Raw genomic sequence first — 18,663 nt, forward strand, 5'->3', positions numbered from 1 at the left:
TGGATGGGTGTTGTGCTGCTTGCGGTCATGGGATCATCGGGGTGTGCGGTGTCCGGACGGGTTGCTGCTCGCCTGCGTGCGCTGGACGTTCGACCGGTGACGCGCCATGACGAATCGGATGGGGAGGAGTGGGCCCACGACGATGTGTCCTCTCTTGTGAGCGCGATCAGATCCCGTCTGGTTTCGGGCATGCCGGAGGGCCGGGCGCTGGACCTTGCCGAGGGGCTGCCTTGCGGAGGGTTGTCTTGCGAGGGACTGTCTTGTCGCATGAGGGGTTCCGCCTCATGCCGTCATCGTGGAGCCGGATCCTTTCGGTCCCGTCGATTCCATTGGGAGGATGCCCGTTACGTCGCTCGCGCGCTTGACGCGATCGTCCGCGTATGCTCCGTCACGGGAGCACCGATGGTTCCCTGCCTGGACGTTCTTCTGCGGGATCTTTCCATACGCGGGGCCGCTCGCGACGCCGTTGAATCGGCGTTGGCCGTCCCTCGTGCGACGGCGGGGCTGCTGGCGACCTTGCCCGTGCTGACCATCATGCTATGCGAGATGGCCGGACTGCGGATTGTCGGTTTTCTGACATCCGGTCCTCCTGGTTGGCTGTGTCTGGGATCCGGCCTGATTCTGTACATCGTCGGCCTGCTGTGGATGAGGGCCCTTATGCGGGCCTGCGGTGACGGTGCTGGTCGTCTGCTGGGTCGTGGAGCATAGCGGTGGGGGATGGTGTCAGGACGTTCGCGGTGGTGGCCGTGCTATGCGTCATGGCATGGCGTTGGACGGTGATATCGACGCGCAGGGGCGTCCGAGTCCGATTGGGTGCTCTGCGAATCCGGCCGCGGATATGGGAGGTCGATGTCTCCGAGACGTTGTTGATGGGGCTGATGGCTGTGGTGATGAGGAGCGGATCGTCGGTCTCCCGTGCCGTGGAGGTGGTCGCCTCCGTGCTGGATGATTCGCGGGGTGACTGTCTGGCATGCGTCGCGCGGGAGCTGCAATCCGGAATGACATGGGACGACGCCTGGTATTCGGCGCGTGCGGGTGGATTCGCCGTGGAAGGACTGTCTCTTGTCCGACGTCAGCTGGAATCCACGTGGACGGAGGGCGCCTCTCCGGTGATGGGCCTGGAGGTCGCGGTTGATCGTCGTGGGCGGGAGATGGCAGCGGAATCCTCGCGGGCCGCCTCCGATCTGTCCGTCCGCGTGCTGCTGCCCGTGGGGTTGTGCATGCTGCCGTCCTTCATCTGCATGGCGGTGGTTCCTGCGGTGGCGTCGGTCATAATGGGCTGATCTTCCCCGGCATAGTGGCGTCGTGGGTGGCTCCGGGCGCCGGTCCGCTTCCCGTGCTGATCTCCCCCGGCATAGACGCATCGCCATGCGTCCGACCACATTCCCGCCGGGCATGGGAATGCTTCTTTCGCTCGATGAGACTGATGAGGGACGACGGGAGGGCTCGTCGTCGACGATTCAGTTGACGATTCAGTGGAAGGACCGAATATGAATACGAAGGATTGCGATCGCGTTGACTCTCACATGGCCGATGGTCGTGTGCCGCTGTGGTGGCGACGACGCATCGAGTCGTTGTATGCCGGGATGTGTCGGGTGGATTCGCGGATAAGGCTTCTGGGCGTCGAGCCGCAGAAGGGGGCGGCGACCGCTGAGTACGCCGTGGTTCTGGTGGCGGCGACCGGATTCGGGGCTCTTCTGGTGTCGATCCTCAAATCAAGCGCGGTCAAGACACTGTTGATGAATATCATCAAAAAGGCCCTGCAATTGTGATGTCGCCTTGCCGATTAAGCCGCTGGCCGCCGAACCGTCGTCGACGAAGGTTCGCGGTGCGGCCGTATGCCGTTGGATCGGCTTTCATGGCTCATGTCCCGAGGCCTTCGCATCGGCGATCCGAACCGTACCGGTTCGCCGAGGGGGGTTCGGTGACGGCGGAGTTCGCGGTTGCTGTTCCTGCCGTGATGGTTGTCATCCTGCTTCCGCTGATGATGATTCCAGGGGTCACGGCGGTGCTGAACTGCCAGGAGGCTGCGGCCGCCGTGGCCCGTGAGGCGGCGTTGTCGGGGACGATCGAGGATGCCGGGCGGGTCGTGCGGCGGATCGCGGGATCCGGAGCCGTGGCCGACGTGTCCGTGGAGGATGGAGGCTTCGACGTCGCCGTCACGTGCCCATTGCCGTCCGACCCGTGGGGACTTTTCCCCACGACGGTCGAGCGCCATTCCTTCGCGACGGCGGTGCCATGACGAGTCCATCGTCGGGATTGGGATCCGGCGGGCGTATTCCACCGGCATGCGTCAGACGGATGCTTGCATGGCGCGGGACGCTTCGGGGACGTCGTCAGCGTGGGTCAGGCACGGTTCTCATGCTGATGGTGCTTTGCGCGGCGGTGGTCGCATTGTCCGTGATGGCGCTTGCGTCGTCGGTGCTGGTATCGCGTTCCGAGGCGAGAGCCGCGGCCGACACCGCGGCGGTTGCCGCCGCCTGGTCGCTCCGGCTTGGTGACGCGGATCCGTGCGGGGCCGCGCGGGATCTACTCGGACGGTATGACGGTGATCTGACCGTATGCGAGGTACGGGGAGAGGACGTCCTGATCGAAGTCGGCATGCCCATGCCTTTGGGAATGTCGTCGTTCACGCGGGTCCGGGCGCTCGCGGGTCCGGGCTCATGCGGGGATGGCGCGTCGGATTGACGCGTCGTGAAAATAGCGCGGGGAAGGTAGGTTGGGTGATATGGCACTTGCACTGTATAGACGCTATCGTCCCGACGTTTTTGCCGATGTCATCGGACAGGATCAGGTGACGGTTCCGCTCAGTCGTGCTCTTGACGAGGGCAGATTGACCCATGCCTATCTCTTCTCCGGTCCGCGCGGATGCGGGAAGACGAGCTCCGCGCGAATTCTCGCACGTTGCGCGAACTGCGAGAAGGGCCCGACCTCCCATCCGTGTGGGGAATGCGATAGCTGCCGCGACCTCGCCACGGGGGGACCGGGGTCGATAGATGTCGTGGAGGTCGACGCGGCGAGCCACAACGGCGTTGATGATGCCCGTGAACTGCGGGAGCGCGCGGGATTCGCTCCCGCGAGGGATCGATACAAGATCTTCATCCTCGACGAGGCCCATATGGTCACCCAGCAGGGATTCAACGCCCTGCTCAAAATAGTCGAGGAGCCGCCGGAGCATGTGATGTTTATCTTCGCGACCACCGAACCCGACAAAGTCATCGGCACGATCCGCTCCCGGACGCACCACTACCCATTCAGACTGGTTCCGCCTGAGATCATGGCGCCCTACCTGAAAAAGGTTTGCGCCGCAGAGGGCACCACCTACGATTCGGGGGTTCTCCGCATGGTCATGCGCGCGGGCGGTGGCTCGGTGAGGGACACGCTATCCGTCCTCGACCAGCTGATGGTGGGGGCGAAGGATGGCCATATCGATCGCGACTCCGCTGTGGCGCTTATGGGATTTACTCCGGATTCCCTGATCGGCGCGGCGGTGGACGCCATGATCGGCCGTGATGGACCCGCTTTGTACGAGGTGGTCGAGAAGGTCGTCGCGTCGGGCTTCGACCCCCGACGTTTCGTCGACGATCTGCTCTCGCGCGTCCGGGATCTCCTTGTTCTTCGCTTGGGCGGGGACAGGGCCGAGGAGTCGTTGGGCGACGATCTCGGGCCTGATGACCTCAATGATCTGCGACGCCAATCCACTGAGCTGGGACTGGAGCAGCTGACATCGATGGCGGAGGTCATCGACTCGATGTTGAGCACCATGGCCGGAGCGGTCTCTCCCCGGATGAGACTGGAGCTTCTGGCCGCACGACTGTTGGATCTGCGGGAGGGAACCCAGCGCCGAAGCGATTCTGAAAGGAACCGAACCACGACCGCGTCGCCCGCCATGCCCGAAGCGCAAGCCGGTTTCGTCGGGTCGACGCATGCCGATCAGCGTCCCGGCACCGGACAGGCGGACCCCTCCGCTGCCGCTGCCGCGACCGTCGGTGACGGGGGGCGGTCTGACGTGCGCGTCTCGCTTCCGACGGGCTCCACCGTGGAAGAATCGTCGGTCGTCCGGCCGTCCGTCGCGTCGGATTCCTCTCCGGCCTCCGCCCGCGCCCCACAGAGCGATGCCGTCCGCGATGTCGATCGGATGTGGGACTCCGTGGTCTCATCGGTGTCGGCGGAGGTTCGGACCTACGTAGACCGCCACCATATTCCCCGGGTGTCGGTATCCACCCGGGAGGATGGCGTCGATGCCGTCGTTATGACCTTCGACTCGGCGCTTAGCCAGCATGCCTTCGCGCTTGCCGTCGACTCTCATGGCATGAAGGCGTCCAGAGTCGTTCTGGAGTCGGTGAGGCAGGTTTTCGGTCCGCACACGACGATTGCGCCGGCGAATATGGCCGCCGACGGGGAGCATGTCGAGAAAATCAGCAGAATATCCTCCCAGAGGCTCGCCGAGATCAAACGCAGGATCGCGTTGGCCCAGGCGAGTCTGGCTGCGGGGACGCTGTCCATGGCCACCGTTCATGGCGCTGCGGGTGGTGCGTCGGGCAGCGACGGGGGCGCTCGCGAGACGCATGACTCGAAATCGGCGGCGGGCGCGCCGGATGACGACGATCCCTCCCATCGAGGTGGGTCCCCCGGTCGGCTCTCCGATGCTCCGGAGGTGGGGAAGATCCCGCATGCGGTCGATGACATTGACGATGAGTCTTGGTATCAGCCCATTCCCGTTCAGGGGATCTCCGTTCCGGATGTCTCGTCGCCGGTCGCTTCACCTTCCGATGATGATGATGTGTGGGCGTCGCGGACGACCGCTGAGGGCGCGTCCGTGGCGTCCCATCCCGTGGCGTCCCATTCCGTGGCGTCCCATCCATTGGATGGCGGCGGGGAGGCGGGTGTCAACGGTGGTATGGAGCCGGCCAAGGACCCGCCGGTGGTTTCTGATGGTGGCTCGCCCGCGTCGTCCGTTGCGTATGCCCGGCCCGCGTCGCCTCATCCGCCAGCCACGGCCGACCCCGTCGCCCGCACGGGTGGTGCCGTCGACGATGCCCGGCCCGTCATCGACGCCGGCGCGGAAGACGCCAAGGGGGGTCCCGGTTCGGACGACTCTCCCGACGAGTATTCGCTTGCCGACAGATCATTGGAGTCGCAGATGATGGACGCGGACGAGGTGGCGCAGATGTTTCAGGCGTCCACGGTGGAGCGCTACCGGCCCGACGATCCCCGCAATCCTTTGACGGCGGTCGGCGATGACGATCATGAGGAGGTCGGTTCATGACTCTTGCCTATGGAGGGGCCATCGAGCATCTCATCGATTCCCTTGCCAGGCTTCCAGGCATAGGCCCCAAGGGTGCGCAGCGCATAGCGTTCCATATTCTGGGAACCACTGAGCAGGACGCCCAGGATCTCGCCGATGCGATTCTTGAGGTCAAGGCCAAGGTTCGTTTCTGCGATGTGTGCGGCAACATCTGCGAGTCCTCGCCGTGTCCCATCTGCTCCGATCCACGGCGCGACCATACGGTGATCTGCGTTGTTGAGGAGCCGAAGGACGTGATGAGCATCGAGCGCACACGGGAATTCCGAGGCGTCTACCACGTGCTTGGCGGGGCGATCGATCCCATGGCGGGGGTGGGACCGGCCGATCTGTCCATTTCGGAACTGCTGGAGAGGCTTCGCGATGGTGCGGTCGTCGAGGTGATTCTGGCGTTGGACCCCAATATCGAGGGCGAGGCGACCACGTCGTATCTCGCGCGGTTGCTGTCTCCGCTGGGGATCACCGTGACGCGTCTGGCCAGCGGCCTTCCTGTGGGTGGCGATCTGGAATATGCCGATGAGGTCACGCTGGGAAGGGCCCTTGAAGGCAGGCGCCGGATGTGACGACGGATGTGCACGTGCGTGATGGCGCGTGATGGCGCGGGTGGTGACGCTGGTGTGTATGGAGGTGGTGTGATGGTGCGTATGGAGGTGGCGCGTGATGGCGCGGGTGCCAAGCTGACGGCATGGTGACGCGGCGGCACCGTGACTGGTGTCACCGTGAGTGGCGCCACCATGGCATGATGCCGCACGGGTAGACGCCGTCCGGGTGCCGGGCCGGGGCGGACGACCTCCGGACGGGGCGACGTCCGGGTCGGTGTCCGGATGGTGGGAACGCCCTGTGGCGTGGGAGGTTCTCGTCCTCGCCGAGTGCCATAGTCGAAACGGATTTTCGACAAAAGGATGGGATGGTCGTGGCTCTGATCGTGCAAAAATACGGCGGCTCGTCGGTCGCCGACACGGATTCCATCAAGCGTGTCGCGAAACGCATTGTGGAGACCCGCAGGGCGGGCAATGACGTGGCCGTCGTGGTGTCGGCGATGGGGGACACCACCGATGATCTCATCGATCAGGCCATGAGCATCGATTCGAACCCTCCCGCGCGCGAGATGGATATGCTGATGACCGCTGGTGAGCGCATATCCATGAGCCTTCTGGCCATGGCCATCCATGCGGTGGGAGCCAAGGCCGCATCCTTCACGGGATCCCAGGCAGGATTCATGACGGACGCGCGTTTCGGCGCCGCGCACATCAAATCCGTCCGTCCCGACCGCATCCGTCGCGCTCTGGATTCCGGCCATGTGGCCATTGTGGCGGGATTCCAGGGCATCAATGAGGGGGGTGACCCCACGACGCTGGGGCGCGGAGGGTCCGACACCTCCGCCGTCGCCCTCGCCGTCGCACTGGACGCCGATGTCTGTGAGATATACACGGACGTCGATGGGGTCTTCACCGCGGATCCGCGCATCGTGCCGACGGCGCGGAGGATTCCTCGCATAAGCTATGACGAGATTCTGGAGATGGCGTCCTGCGGGTCGAAGGTGCTCGCGCTGCGTTGCGTGGAATACGCCCAACGCTTCGGCATGCCCCTCCATGTGAGGAGCTCGTTCTCGCACCGATCCGGGACGCTCGTCCTTCCCGATGGCATGGATCCGAGGACGCTTCCCAACGTAGGAACCTTTTCCAGCATGGATTGACGGTTCCGTGGCGCGTCCACCGTGCCGGAACCACCAAGCATCGACCAGCAGCACAACCGATGGGGCAGAGACAATGAGCGACAGCAAAGAACAAACCGAGACCGGCGAGACCAGCGCGGCCAACATGTCCATGGGAGACATCTTCCCCGATCTGGGGCCCGAGTCGCCCGTCATTTCCGGGGTGGCCCATGATCGCAGCGAATGTCTGGTGACGCTGCGCGCGGTCCACGACGAGCCGGGAATGGCCGCGAAGGTGTTCACGGTTCTGGCCGAGGAGGGCGTGAACGTGGACATGATCGTTCAGGCGGGCGCCTCTACGGGAACGGTGGACATCTCCTTCACCGTTCCGGAGTCGTCGTCGAGGCGCGTGGGCGACGTCCTCCGGGCGAACAGGGATGTTCTGGGGTACCAGGCCGTCGACGTGAATCCCAGGGTCGGCAAGGTGGCCGTCGTGGGCGTGGGGATGAAAACCCATTCGGGGCTTGCGGCGAAGTTCTTCACGGCGCTCAGCAGCCGCGGCATCAACGTCCTGATGATCTCCACCTCGGAGATTCGGATCGCGGCCCTTGTCGCCCTCGACGACCTCGATGAGGCGGTCAGGGCTCTTCACACGGCCTACGGTTTGGATTCGGACAAGGTCGAGGCGGTCGTGTACGGCGGAACCGGACGCTGATCACGCCCGGCATGGGAGAGAAAGACAACGACGGATAAGGAGCGAGGCAATGGTGAGGATCAATGACCGTGGTGTCAACGTCGCGGTGCTGGGTGCGACGGGCCAGGTCGGGATGGTGATGCGCAGGGTCCTCGACGAGAGGGATTTTCCGGTCCGCGATCTGCGCTTTCTTGCATCCGCGCATTCGGCCGGGACGGTGCTGACCTGGCGCGCGACGGACATCACCGTCGAGGACGTCGCCACCGCCGACCTCTCCGGAATCGACATCGCCATTTTCTCCGCGGGCGGTGGAACCTCGAAGATCTGGGCTCCGAAATTCGCGGCGGCGGGCGCCTATGTGGTGGACAACTCCTCCCAGTGGAGGATGCACGACGATGTCCCGCTGGTGGTGGCCGAGGTCAATCCCGATGATCTGGATGACGTTCCCGGGCGCATCGTGGCCAATCCCAACTGCACGACCATGGCATGCATGCCCGTGCTCAAACCGCTGTCGGATGAATTCGGGCTCAGGCGCCTTATCGTCAGCTCCTATCAGGCGGTGTCGGGCGCGGGTCGCGCGGGTGTGCTCCAACTGATGAACGAGGCCAGGGCGGCGGTCGAGCAGGGTGCCGACAAGCTCGTTTTCGATGGTTCCTCCATCGATTTCCCCGAACCCACCAAGGTCGTTCGCACCATCGCCTTCAACGCGGTTCCGTTCATCGGATCGTTGGTGGATGACGGATCCGAGGAGACGGATGAGGAGCAGAAGCTGCGTAACGAAAGCCGTAAGATCCTTCATCTCCCCGATCTCGCGGCGTCCTGCACGTGCGTGCGGGTGGGCGTTTTCACGGCCCACGGCATGAGCGTCAACGCGGAGTTCGAGAAGGACGTGACCCCGGATATGGCGCGCGAGGTTCTGTCGTCGGCTCCGGGAGTGCGTCTTGACGATATCCCCACGCCACAGCTGGCCGCGGGCAAGGATCCCAGCTTCGTCGGCCGCATCCGTCAGGACCAGGCGGTTGATGGGCGCAAGGGGCTGGCCCTTTTCATCGCCAACGACAATCTTCGCAAGGGCGCGGCGCTTAACGCCGTGGAGCTTGCCGAGATCATCGCACGCAAGCATTACTCGGATCGCCTGTAGGGATTCGGGATTCCATCAGCGCCGTTTCCATCCTCGCCGTTCGCGGTGGCTTCGCCTGTTCCCGCCCGCGCCGGCGGAGTCCACGTCGGACGATGCGGCCGTTCGCGACGAATCCGTCCGTGCCGTGGGCCACATGCGGGCCACTATACGGACCACGATGAGGATCAGAGTGAGATACTGGAATCATGTCAGCAGCATCGAATGAGGCCCGACGCCAACTCGGCAGAATCGTTGCGCTGGGTTATCCGGATGTCGCGGATATCAGCGCCGACGCCTTCGAGGCGTTGGCCGAGCCGATCGTCGAGGCGTTGGATCATACCGATCTCGGCTCGAACATCCTTCTGGTGCCCACCCGCGAGCTCGTCTCCCCTGAATCCCTGATCGCCCGTACCAGCATCAACCGCATGGCGGGGTTCACCACCATGCCGCCACGGGATATCGTGAGCTTTCTTCCCCAGGATGGATTCGAGCCTCCCGAGGGGCCGTTCTATGTCGTCGTCGATCCCCATACGGGGACGGCATACGGCAACCGTGAACCTGATGTGGCGCGCAAGCTCATCGATTCGGACGACAGGCTCCCGCTCACCCTCGAAGAGGGGCTCGCCATCGCCACGCAGCATCCCGACTGGCTGGTCAGCCATAACGGATTCAATCTTCTGGGGTCGCGCAGTGCGGATGGCCGGGTGCCCAGCATCTGGATGAGTCAGGGAGCGCCTCGGCTGGGCGCCGTATGGCCCAATTCTCGTCATACCTGGCTCGGCAACGCCTATTGCTCCGGACGGCGTGGGGCTTCGTTGTTCGCGCCGGACATGTCCTGAGTCGTATTCGCGTCGCGCCTTGCGGACGTGTGGACGCAGGCGGGGACGTGCGGACGCGAGCGGACGGGTCGCGGGCGGACAGACGGAGTGGGTAGTCGGAGTGGATGGTCGGCGGACGGTCGCGGCGATGAGGCCAGAATCCGAAACGTCACGATCCCGCGACGGCGCCCTCCGGTTAGACTGGTGCGTTGCGCCATGATGGCGCGATGTGTGAATGATGATGGCGTTGCCGGTCGGCGTGGTTCGCCGCTGTCGGCACCGGACATGACAAGGAGGAGTGATGGGTCAGGATCAAGCATCCGTATTTGATCTCGCGGCTGTTGCCGCGGCGTCCAATGGAGGGAACAACGACCTGCTGCTGCCTCCGGCGCGATTCATCGGGGGCGCGCAGCGTCCCAGCGCGATGCCCTACACCAAATACGTGGCCTACGACAAGCAGGTTCCGTTCGACTATCCGCAGCGCACGTGGCCTGAGAAAAGGCTTCGCCGCGCCCCGCGCTGGTGTTCGGTCGACCTTCGCGACGGCAATCAGGCCTTGGTCAATCCCATGGATCCCGAGCGCAAGCTGCGCTTCTGGAACCTTCTTATCGGCATGGGATTCAAGGAGATCGAGGTCGGGTTCCCCAGCGCGTCCGAAACGGACTACGACTTCATCCGCATGCTTATCGAACGCGAGCTCATTCCCGACGACGTGACGATTATCGTCCTCACCCAGGCGCGTGAGCATCTGATCCGCAAGACCTACGAGGCCCTTCGGGGGGCCCGGCGTGCGGTCGTGCACTTCTACAACTCGGTGTCCGTGCTCCAGCGCGAGGTGGTGTTCCATAAGGACAAGGCGGGAATCAAGAAACTCGCCACGGACGCGGCCACGCTGTGCAAGGAGCTCGAGGGCGAGGCCTCAGGCATCGACATCTACTATGAGTATTCTCCGGAGTCCTTCACCGGCACCGAGCCGGATTACGCGGTCGAGGTGTGCAACGCGGTTATCGATGTTATCCGGCCCACTACCGACCACAAGATGATCATCAATCTTCCGGCGACCGTGGAGATGACCACGCCGAACGTGTTCGCCGATGAGGTGGAGTTCGTCTCCGACAACCTCACGAATCGCGATGCCGTCGTCCTGTCCCTCCATCCGCACAATGACGAGGGAATGGCCGTGGCCGCCACGGAGCTCGCCGTTCTGGCCGGCGCCGATCGCGTCGAGGGTTGCCTGCTGGGCAACGGGGAGCGCACGGGGAACGTCGACCTTGTGACCCTGGGACTCAACATGCTCACGCAGGGCATCGATCCCCAGATCGACTACTCAAACGTCCCCGAGATCCGCCGGACCGTCGAGTACTGCAATCAGATCAAGATATCCGAGCGTCATCCCTATGCGGGGAACTTCGTGTTCACCGCGTTCTCGGGATCCCATCAGGACGCCATCAAGAAGGGTCTCGAGGCCAGACAGCTTGCGGCGGACAGGAAGGGCTCGCCGCTGGATTCCTTCGTCTGGCTCGTTCCCTATCTGCCGATCGACCCCAAGGACATCGGACGCAGCTACGAGGCGATCATCCGCGTCAACTCGCAGTCCGGCAAAGGCGGTATGGCGTATCTGCTCAAGACGAACCACAACCTCGACCTCCCCAAGCGTCTCCAGGTGGAATTCGAGAAGGTCGTGCAGGAATACGCCGACACCACCAAGCGCGAGGTCAAGGACGAGGACATCTGGCGGCTTTTCAAGGATGAGTACCTCCCCGTCGAGGCGTCCGGGGTCACCGCGGCCGGCGTGGTCGTGGGCGATACCGGCGATGAGAGCCTCACCCAATGGGGGCGTCTGAAGCTTCTCAAGGTCGCGGTCTCCTCGGGCGAGGACGGGTCGGACACCGTCCTCAAGGCCCGTCTTCTCGATCGCGGGATGAAGGACGACGAGCCTGTGGAACGGGAGATATCCGGAATGGGCAACGGGCCGATCGCGGCCTTCCTCAACGCCGTGAGCGGATTGGGGATCACCGTGTCCGTCATGGATTACGCCGAGCATGCGATGACCGCGGGAACCGATGCCATGGCGGCGTCCTACGTGGAATGCCAGATCGGGGAGTCTCCCGAGTCCAGCATCATCTGGGGCGTGGGCATCGATTCGTCGATCACGACCAGTTCGCTCAAGGCCATCATCTCGGCGATCAACCGTTCCCAGCGTTAGGGACCGGTGGTTCCGCGTTAGGGATCAGCGTCCGTCAGGGACCGGCAGCAGAGAGAGTGGGCATCAGAGAGTGGATCGTGGACCCCGTCCGCGACGGGTCGCCCACTCTCTGGTGGCGTTGCTGGTGGCGACTGCTGGTGATGAGGGACGTCGGATGCCGGTAGGGCACGGCGTCCCTCACGTTTTGAGCCTTCTCGCTCCCTTCCCGGCTTCCGCCCGTGCGTCTTCCGCGCGCGTCTCTTTTCCCTGCTTTCGCTGCGTCTCCTGCGTTCCGCGCGTGTTTTCTACTCCGACCCGCTTTTCGCCGATCCGTCGCCTGAGGATTCGCTTTCGGTCGATTTGCCGTTCGTCGTCTTGCGCGAATTCGATTTGGTGCCACGGGCGTCGTCTCCGCTTCCGGAGTCGCCATCGGTTGCGGGCTCCTTGTCGGTGCCGCTGTTTTCGGGGGTCGAGGCCGTCTGACCGGAGGATGGCGTGGGGCTTGACGACTGCCCCTGCGTCGGGGATGCGGTCGGCTGGCTGCTTGAGGTCGGGCCGGAGGATGGCGTCGTGGAAAGGCGATACCCCGTTCCCCAGGTGCCGTCGCGTCCCCCTATCGTTCCCGAATCGGTGACGGTGGGGAAGGCCTTGTCGGGCGTGTCCTCCAAGGCCTGCTTCATGTATTCGGTGAAGAGATGGATCGGATACTCGCTCGCGGCGGTGTATCGTCCGAAGGCGGGCACGATCTGGGGGTTCCCCGAGGAGTCGGGATTCCACATGGCGAACACGGTCACCATGTCCGGAGTGAACCCCGCGAAGCTTCCGGAGGTGCCGTCGTTGGCCGTTCCCGATTTGCCCGCGACGGTTTTCCCGACGTTCTGTACCTCCGTGCCGAGTCCGTATGTGACCACGCTTCTCATCGCCTTCGTGACCAGAGCGGTGGACGGGCTGTCGAAGACCCGGGTGGTGGACGTCGGCCCGCGGTACAAGGTGGTTTTTCCGGTCCCGTCCTTGACGGTGTCGACTATGTGAAGGGTGCTGCGTTGCCCCTGGTTGGCGATCGTCGAATAGGCCCGGGCGATGTCAGTCAGATGGACGCCGTCGTTGCCCAGAACGGTGAAGGGGTTCTTTCCCGTGATGCGCGAGGAGCTCATGCCGGCGTCGACCGCGAGCTTCGCCACCGCGGACGCGCCGAGCTTCTGCTGCAGTTCCATATAGACGGTGTTCACCGAATAGGCCGTCGCATGGTAGAGGTCGATGGTTCCGTAGCTGACGTTGCCGTAGTTGCCGACGGGATCGGATATTCCCGTATACGTTCGCGGCGAGTTCCCGTTGAACGCCGTGCTCAGGCTTACGCCGTCCTGAACGGCGCCGAGAAGTGCGAAGGGCTTCATGGTGGATCCTGGTTCGTAAAGCGCCTGCGTCGCGTTATTGAGGGGTTTCGTAAGGTAGTCGTCGCCGGCGTAGACGGCGATAATCGCGCCGTTCGTCGGGTTGACCGATATCCCTCCCACTTGGACCCCGTCCGGAACGATGCCTTTGCCTCCTTTCGACGGACTGGCCGTCTGGAACATGAGATCCTGTTTCGTCTTGTCGATGCTGGTGATGATCCGGTATCCGCCGGTGTCCAGCTCGTCCTTGGTGAAGTCCTTGGAGGATGTCAGCTCGTCACGCACCATCTGGAGAAGATAGCCGTTGGGGCCCGAGTACTCGTTGCTCTGTCGCGTGGCGATGGTCGTGGGCATGGTCGCGGATTTCCTCTGCGTCGCGGTGATGTAGCCGTCCTCGACCATGATGCCGAGAACTCGCGTCTGACGGGCCTTGGCCTGTTTGGCGTTGACCGCGGGATCCCAACTGCTGGGTGCGGGGATGATCCCGGCCAGGAGCGCTGCCTGGGCGAGTGTGAGGTCCTTGGCGTCCTTGCCGAAATACGCCTGCGACGCGGCCTGTATCCCGTATGCTCCCCGCCCGAAGTAGATGGTGTTCAGATAGTTGCACAGAACGGTGCTTTTATCCTGTGTTCTGGCTATTTTCAGGGCGAGGACGGCCTCGCGGAGCTTCCCGGTGTATGACGTGGTCTCGCCCAGATAATACCTTTCCGCGTACTGCTGGGTGATGGTCGATCCGCCCTGGCGAGATCCCGTGGTGATGTTGTTCAGCGCCGCGCGCGCGATGCCTTTGAGGTCGATGCCGTTGTCCGTGTAGAAGCTGCGGTTCTCCGACGCCACCACCGCCTGCCCCACATAGGAGGGAAGCGTCGAGCATGAGATGATCTGACGGTTCTGCTCGCCGAACGTCCCTATCGCCGTCGTGCCGTCCGCATAGTAGACGGTCGTCTTCTCGGCCATCGCGATCTTCTCGGGCTGCGGTATCTCGGTGGTCACGTACAGATAGGAGAAGACGATGGCCCCTGAGACCACCCCGAATCCTACAAGTCCGAGAATGACGAGAAGCGCGATCCGCAGGGGAGACCTGCGCCGTTTGCCGTTCCGTTTGCTGTTATGGTGGCGTCCATGCGTGGCGGCGTGTCTGTGCGATGGCCGGCGTCCGCCCGATGGCGCGGAGGAGCGATGAGAGCCCGCGCCCGACCGCGCGGTGCCGCTGACGGCCCGGCGGGGCGATGATGACCGGTTCGTTGAACTCATGGTCTCTCACGGTAGCGTCAAGGTCTGGACGAGTCCAGAACGCTCTCTGAGGGCCAAGAACCATGGGAGGCGCCAAAATATCGTGGGAGGTGGCGTGAGACATGGCGTTCCGGTCGCCATATGGACGACGCGGCGTGATATCCGTGACGGGCGTCCGGTCTTCGTGGCTATGCTGGATGATGGCAATAATGAGTGCCGGATTTCACAGGAGGGCTTGATATGACTATTCGCGTGGCGATCGCCGGGGTCGGCAATTGCGCGTCGTCTCTGGTGCAGGGCGTCGAGTACTACCGCAACACCGCGGACGATGACAAGATTCCGGGATTGATGCACAACAACTTTGGCGGATATCGCGTGAAGGACATCGAGTTCGTCGCCGCGTTCGACGTTGACGCGCTCAAGGTCGGCAAGGACCTGTCAGAGGCCATCGCCGCCTCGCAGAACAACACCATCAAGTTCGCGGACGTTCCGGATTGCGGAGTCGAGGTCCAGCGCGGGCCGACCCTCGATGGCCTGGGCGAGTACTACCGGCAGATGATCACGGAGTCGGACGCCGAACCCGTCGACGTCGTGCAGGTTCTGCGCGACCGCAAGGTCGACGTTCTGGTCAGCTATCTTCCCGTCGGATCGGAGAAGGCCGACAAGGCCTACGCGACCGCGGCCATGGAGGCCGGGTGCGCCTTCGTGAACTGCCTTCCCGTGTTCATCGCGTCCGATCCCGAATGGGCCCGGAAGTTCCGTGACGCCGGCGTCCCCATCATCGGCGACGACATCAAGAGCCAGGTGGGCGCGACCATCACGCACCGTGTTCTCGCCCGGCTGTTCGAGGACAGGGGCGTTCGTCTCGACCGCACCTATCAGCTCAATGTGGGCGGCAACATGGACTTCATGAACATGCTGCAGCGTTCGCGTCTTGAGTCCAAGAAGATCTCGAAGACCCGGGCGGTGACGTCCGTGGTTCCCCATGAGATGGACCCGCACAATGTGCATATCGGCCCATCGGATTACGTGGCGTGGCTCGACGACCGCAAGTTCGCCTTCGTGCGTCTTGAGGGAACCACCTTCGGCGACGTCCCGCTGAATCTGGAGTACAAGCTTGAGGTGTGGGACTCGCCGAACTCCGCGGGAATCGTCATCGACGCCGTGCGCGCCGCGAAGATGGCGCTCGATCGTCATCTTTCCGGCCCGGTTCTCGCCCCCAGCTCCTACTTCATGAAGTCCCCCGCCGTCCAGCACGAGGACGGAGAGGCGCGTGCGCTGGTCGAGAGCTTCATCAGGGGCGAGGTGGAGTCCACGGAGTCCCAGTTGGATGCGGAAGTGGCAAAGGCCAAGGCGGACGGTAAGGACGTCTGGAGGGCCTGACGGATTGCTGAGACCTGACGATCGCTGAGACCCGACGGTTTCCTCCCTGTTCCCGCCGGTTCCTGACGGCCGACTGATGCCGCAGGAACCGATGGGGTATCGCGGGAACCGATGTCGCAGGAACCGATGGGGGCTGGCGGCGCATGCCCTGCGCCGCCAGCCCCCATGGCTATGGATCGTCAGTCGGCCAGAAGCGCGGCCACGTGGTGCTCGTAGGCGTTCAGCGCCGAGCCGATGACGTTGTGCATGTCGTAGTAGGCGTACGTTCCGAGGCGGCCGCCGAACACCACCTTCGGCTCGGCGCTGGCCTTGGCCGCATACTTCTGGTACAGGGCCTTGTCCTCGGCCGTGTTCACCGGGTAATAGGGCTCGTCATCCCGGGTCGCGAAGCGGCTGTACTCCTCCCATACGACGGTTTTATCGGGATTCTGCGAATCGCGGCGCTCGGGGTTGAAGTTCTTGAACTCGATCGCCCGGGTGTACGGGACGTCGGCGTCGGCGAAGTTCATGACGGGGCATCCGAAATGGTCGCCCTCGTCGTAGCGGACCTCCTTGAAGTCCACCGTGCGCCATTTGAGCTCGCCCAGCTCGTAGTCGAAGTATCTGTCGACCGGCCCGGTGTAGACGACGGGAACCCTGCCCACGAGGGCTCTGCGATTCAACGGCTGCGATTCGTCGAAGAAGTCGGTTCCCAGCGTTACGTGGATGCGCGGATCGTCGATCATCCGCTCCATCCACGCGGTGTATCCGTCCTTGGGCAGCCCCTCCCACGTGTCGCGGAAATACCGGTTGTCGTAGGTGAGGCGCACGGGAAGTCGGCGGATGATGCTCGCGGGGAGTTCGCTGGGATCCGTCTGCCATTGCTTGGCCGTGTAGTTCTTGATGAAGGCCTCGTACAGGGGACGCCCGATAAGGCTGATCCCCTTGTCGTTGAGGTTCTCGGGATCCGTTCCGGCGAGTTCGCCCGCCTGCTCGTCGATAAGCGCCTTCGCCTGCGCCGGAGTGTAATGCGCGTGGAAGAACTGGTTGATCGTTCCCAGATTGATGGGGAGGGGATAGACCTCGCCGTCATGCGTGGTGTAGACGCGGTGCACGTAATCGGTGAATTCGGTGAAGCGGTTCACGTACTTCCACACCGTCGGATTCGACGTATGGAACAGGTGGGCCCCGTACTGGTGTATTTCGGCCCCGGTCTCCTTGTCCATATACGAGTAGGCGTTTCCGCCGATGTGATCGCGTATGTCGATGATCTCCACGCGGGCGCCCGCCTTCTCGACCGCCTGCTGCGCCACCGTGAGCCCGAAGAGTCCCGCGCCGACGATTACCAGATCCGCTTCCATGATGTCCTCCCGATGTCATGGGGCACGTCGCACCCCCGCTCCATGCTACCCGTCGCGTTCCCTGGGGGCGGGCGCGTGCCATGGAGGAATGGTGTACACTGGTCCTCGCCTCCGTACGGCGTTATGTCGCCCAATCCCCCCAGGGCAGGAATGCAGCAAGGGTAAGCGTCCTCTGATGGGTGTGCGGGGGTTTTCCATTGCCCATGACCCCGTTTTCTGTTTTCTGTTCTGTTCCCTATTCCCGGTTGTCCGGGCCGTCCGGCTCGTTTTCGGGCGTCGCGCTTCGTGACCGCGACGTTTTGTGATTGTTTCGATGGAGCTGGCGCCATACCGTCCCGTTCGTTGGCGGCGCGCTCTACAGTCGACTGCTATGACAGCAGCATCCCACACATCGCCGGATTCCCCGCCGACTCCATCGCCCCCATCCCCTCCCGTGATCGCGATTCTTGCCGATGAACCGACCGATGACCTCCGACGGAAGGACGGCGGCTCCGCTCAGGACGCCCATGGCGGTGATCGGGATGATGACGTCGCGCGCGGACTTGCGGGGGTCGATCCGCTTGTGGTCAGACCACGTCGTTCGGCCGTGGCCGTGTGCGTGGTTCTGGCGGTGATGCTCATCGCCGCGGCCGGAGGCGTCTGGTGGATGGCGGTGCGTACCGCCGAGGGACAGGCGTTTGAGGATATGGTCTGGCAGTATCTTCCTTCGACGGTTTTCGATCCGCTGCGCGTCGCGGCCCTTCCGTTCGCGCGTTCCCTGACGGTGATCGCTCTGACGGTGGCGATGGGCTCCGTCGCCGTGATCGTGGCGATCGTGCGCCGTCGGTGGCGGCTTGTCGGGCAGGTGGTTGCGCTCGCCGCGCTGTGCTATGCGGCGACGTGGCTGAAGCCGGTCCTTCCGCGTCCCATGCTCATCCATACGGTGTCGCGTCAGGCCAATTCGGCGCCTTCGGGACATACGATGATGGCCGCCGCTGCCGCTATGGTTCTGCTGATCGCCGTTCCCCGCGCATGGCGGGCGGTCACCGCGGTGGTGGCCGTGGCGGTCTCCTGTGCGGTCGGCCTGTCGGTGATGGTGCAGCAATGGCACAGACCCGTCGACGTGGTCATGTCGATTCTTCTGGCCGCGGCGATGGCGCTTATCGTCCTCGCCTTCACCAGACGGTCCGGTATGGACGCGCCGGGGGACAGAGCGTCCTCGCCGTCGATCCAGATCGTCGGATCGGTTCTTGTGACGGCCGGTTTTATGGCGGTGGTGTACGGGGCTTATGTGGTGTGGCAGATATTCCCGGGATTGGGCATATCCGCGCAGTGGACCAGATCGGGTGCCGTCGCGGCGTCGCAGATTCTGGTGTGCGGGTCGGCGTCCCTCGCCTGTGGAATCGTTCTGGTCATGCGCCAGATCGTCGCCTGCCCGCTGACGCGGCTGGGGGTTATCGGCGCGCCGCCGGCTCCGCCGTCACGATGACCGGCCACGCCTGGCGGGGAATCGCGCCACGGGACGCGCGGGGCGCGGTCGGTGTCCGTGCGGTGGTCCGCG

General features: G+C 63.8%; 16 protein-coding genes and 1 other RNA gene. 15 read left to right on the forward strand and 2 right to left on the reverse strand.

Annotated features, from left to right (window positions below; translation table 11 throughout):
* Window positions 1-3 precede the first annotated feature (3 nt).
* The 12 genes from BMIN_RS07955 (at window position 4) to leuA (ending at window position 11,797) form a co-directional block, all read left to right on the forward strand.
* Complete coding sequence (locus tag BMIN_RS07955) at window positions 4-708, forward strand: type II secretion system F family protein (protein ID WP_152595225.1); 705 nt, start codon at window positions 4-6, stop codon at window positions 706-708.
* Between the two features lie 2 nt (window positions 709-710).
* Entirely contained in the window at window positions 711-1,283 is a 573-nt protein-coding gene (locus tag BMIN_RS01660; protein WP_022861210.1) for a type II secretion system F family protein, read from the forward strand.
* Window positions 1,284-1,526: 243 nt separating this feature from the next.
* Window positions 1,527-1,772 (forward strand): DUF4244 domain-containing protein, encoded by a 246-nt coding sequence (locus BMIN_RS01665; protein WP_026647475.1) that lies wholly within the window; start codon window positions 1,527-1,529, stop codon window positions 1,770-1,772.
* Window positions 1,773-1,858: 86 nt separating this feature from the next.
* Window positions 1,859-2,242 carry a TadE family type IV pilus minor pilin gene (locus BMIN_RS01670; protein WP_152595226.1) on the forward strand — a complete coding sequence of 128 codons (384 nt, stop codon included), beginning with the start codon at window positions 1,859-1,861 and terminating at the stop codon, window positions 2,240-2,242.
* Window positions 2,239-2,688, forward strand: coding sequence for an Rv3654c family TadE-like protein (locus BMIN_RS01675; RefSeq protein WP_022861214.1), 450 nt, complete (start codon window positions 2,239-2,241; stop codon window positions 2,686-2,688). The genes BMIN_RS01670 and BMIN_RS01675 overlap by 4 nt, the downstream gene beginning before the upstream one ends.
* Window positions 2,689-2,728: 40 nt before the next feature.
* The gene (gene dnaX, locus BMIN_RS01680; RefSeq protein WP_022861215.1) at window positions 2,729-5,269 is read left to right on the forward strand and encodes a DNA polymerase III subunit gamma/tau; all 2,541 of its coding nucleotides are present in this window, start codon (window positions 2,729-2,731) and stop codon (window positions 5,267-5,269) included.
* The gene (recR, locus tag BMIN_RS01685; RefSeq protein ID WP_022861216.1) at window positions 5,266-5,868 is read left to right on the forward strand and encodes a recombination mediator RecR; all 603 of its coding nucleotides are present in this window, start codon (window positions 5,266-5,268) and stop codon (window positions 5,866-5,868) included. Before dnaX ends, recR begins: the two co-directional genes overlap by 4 nt.
* A 350-nt stretch (window positions 5,869-6,218) precedes the next feature.
* Window positions 6,219-7,001: an aspartate kinase gene (locus tag BMIN_RS01690; RefSeq protein ID WP_081648014.1), complete on the forward strand. Its 783-nt coding sequence runs from the start codon at window positions 6,219-6,221 to the stop codon at window positions 6,999-7,001.
* Window positions 7,002-7,074: 73 nt separating this feature from the next.
* Entirely contained in the window at window positions 7,075-7,674 is a 600-nt protein-coding gene (locus BMIN_RS01695) for an ACT domain-containing protein (protein ID WP_022861219.1), read from the forward strand.
* Window positions 7,675-7,723: 49 nt separating this feature from the next.
* Window positions 7,724-8,794, forward strand: a complete 1,071-nt coding sequence (locus tag BMIN_RS01700) for an aspartate-semialdehyde dehydrogenase (protein ID WP_022861220.1) — start codon at window positions 7,724-7,726, stop codon at window positions 8,792-8,794.
* A 185-nt stretch (window positions 8,795-8,979) separates the two neighbouring features.
* Window positions 8,980-9,612: a DUF5701 family protein gene (locus BMIN_RS01705; protein WP_022861221.1), complete on the forward strand. Its 633-nt coding sequence runs from the start codon at window positions 8,980-8,982 to the stop codon at window positions 9,610-9,612.
* Window positions 9,613-9,892: 280 nt separating this feature from the next.
* Window positions 9,893-11,797, forward strand: a complete 1,905-nt coding sequence (leuA, locus tag BMIN_RS01710) for a 2-isopropylmalate synthase (RefSeq protein WP_022861222.1) — start codon at window positions 9,893-9,895, stop codon at window positions 11,795-11,797.
* 284 nt (window positions 11,798-12,081) lie between these two features.
* On the opposite strand, the gene BMIN_RS01715 is transcribed toward leuA, so the two are convergent.
* Complete coding sequence (locus BMIN_RS01715; RefSeq protein WP_022861223.1) at window positions 12,082-14,421, reverse strand: transglycosylase domain-containing protein; 2,340 nt, start codon at window positions 14,419-14,421, stop codon at window positions 12,082-12,084.
* 219 nt (window positions 14,422-14,640) lie between these two features.
* Here BMIN_RS01715 and BMIN_RS01720 point away from each other — a divergent pair, with 219 nt between their 5' ends.
* Window positions 14,641-15,783, forward strand: a complete 1,143-nt coding sequence (locus BMIN_RS01720; RefSeq protein ID WP_022861224.1) for an inositol-3-phosphate synthase — start codon at window positions 14,641-14,643, stop codon at window positions 15,781-15,783.
* A 179-nt stretch (window positions 15,784-15,962) separates the two neighbouring features.
* Here the strand turns inward: BMIN_RS01720 and glf are convergent, their stop codons facing one another.
* Window positions 15,963-17,123, reverse strand: coding sequence for a UDP-galactopyranose mutase (gene glf, locus BMIN_RS01725; protein ID WP_022861225.1), 1,161 nt, complete (start codon window positions 17,121-17,123; stop codon window positions 15,963-15,965).
* A 105-nt stretch (window positions 17,124-17,228) separates the two neighbouring features.
* Here glf and ffs point away from each other — a divergent pair.
* Both ffs and BMIN_RS01730 read left to right on the forward strand, forming a co-directional pair.
* Window positions 17,229-17,319, forward strand: an RNA gene (gene ffs / locus BMIN_RS08290) — signal recognition particle sRNA small type.
* A gap of 174 nt (window positions 17,320-17,493) precedes the next feature.
* Window positions 17,494-18,591 (forward strand): phosphatase PAP2 family protein, encoded by a 1,098-nt coding sequence (locus BMIN_RS01730; protein ID WP_081648008.1) that lies wholly within the window; start codon window positions 17,494-17,496, stop codon window positions 18,589-18,591.
* Window positions 18,592-18,663 lie beyond the last annotated feature (72 nt).

Source organism: Bifidobacterium minimum (assembly GCF_000741645.1).
GTDB lineage: Bacteria > Actinomycetota > Actinomycetes > Actinomycetales > Bifidobacteriaceae > Bifidobacterium > Bifidobacterium minimum.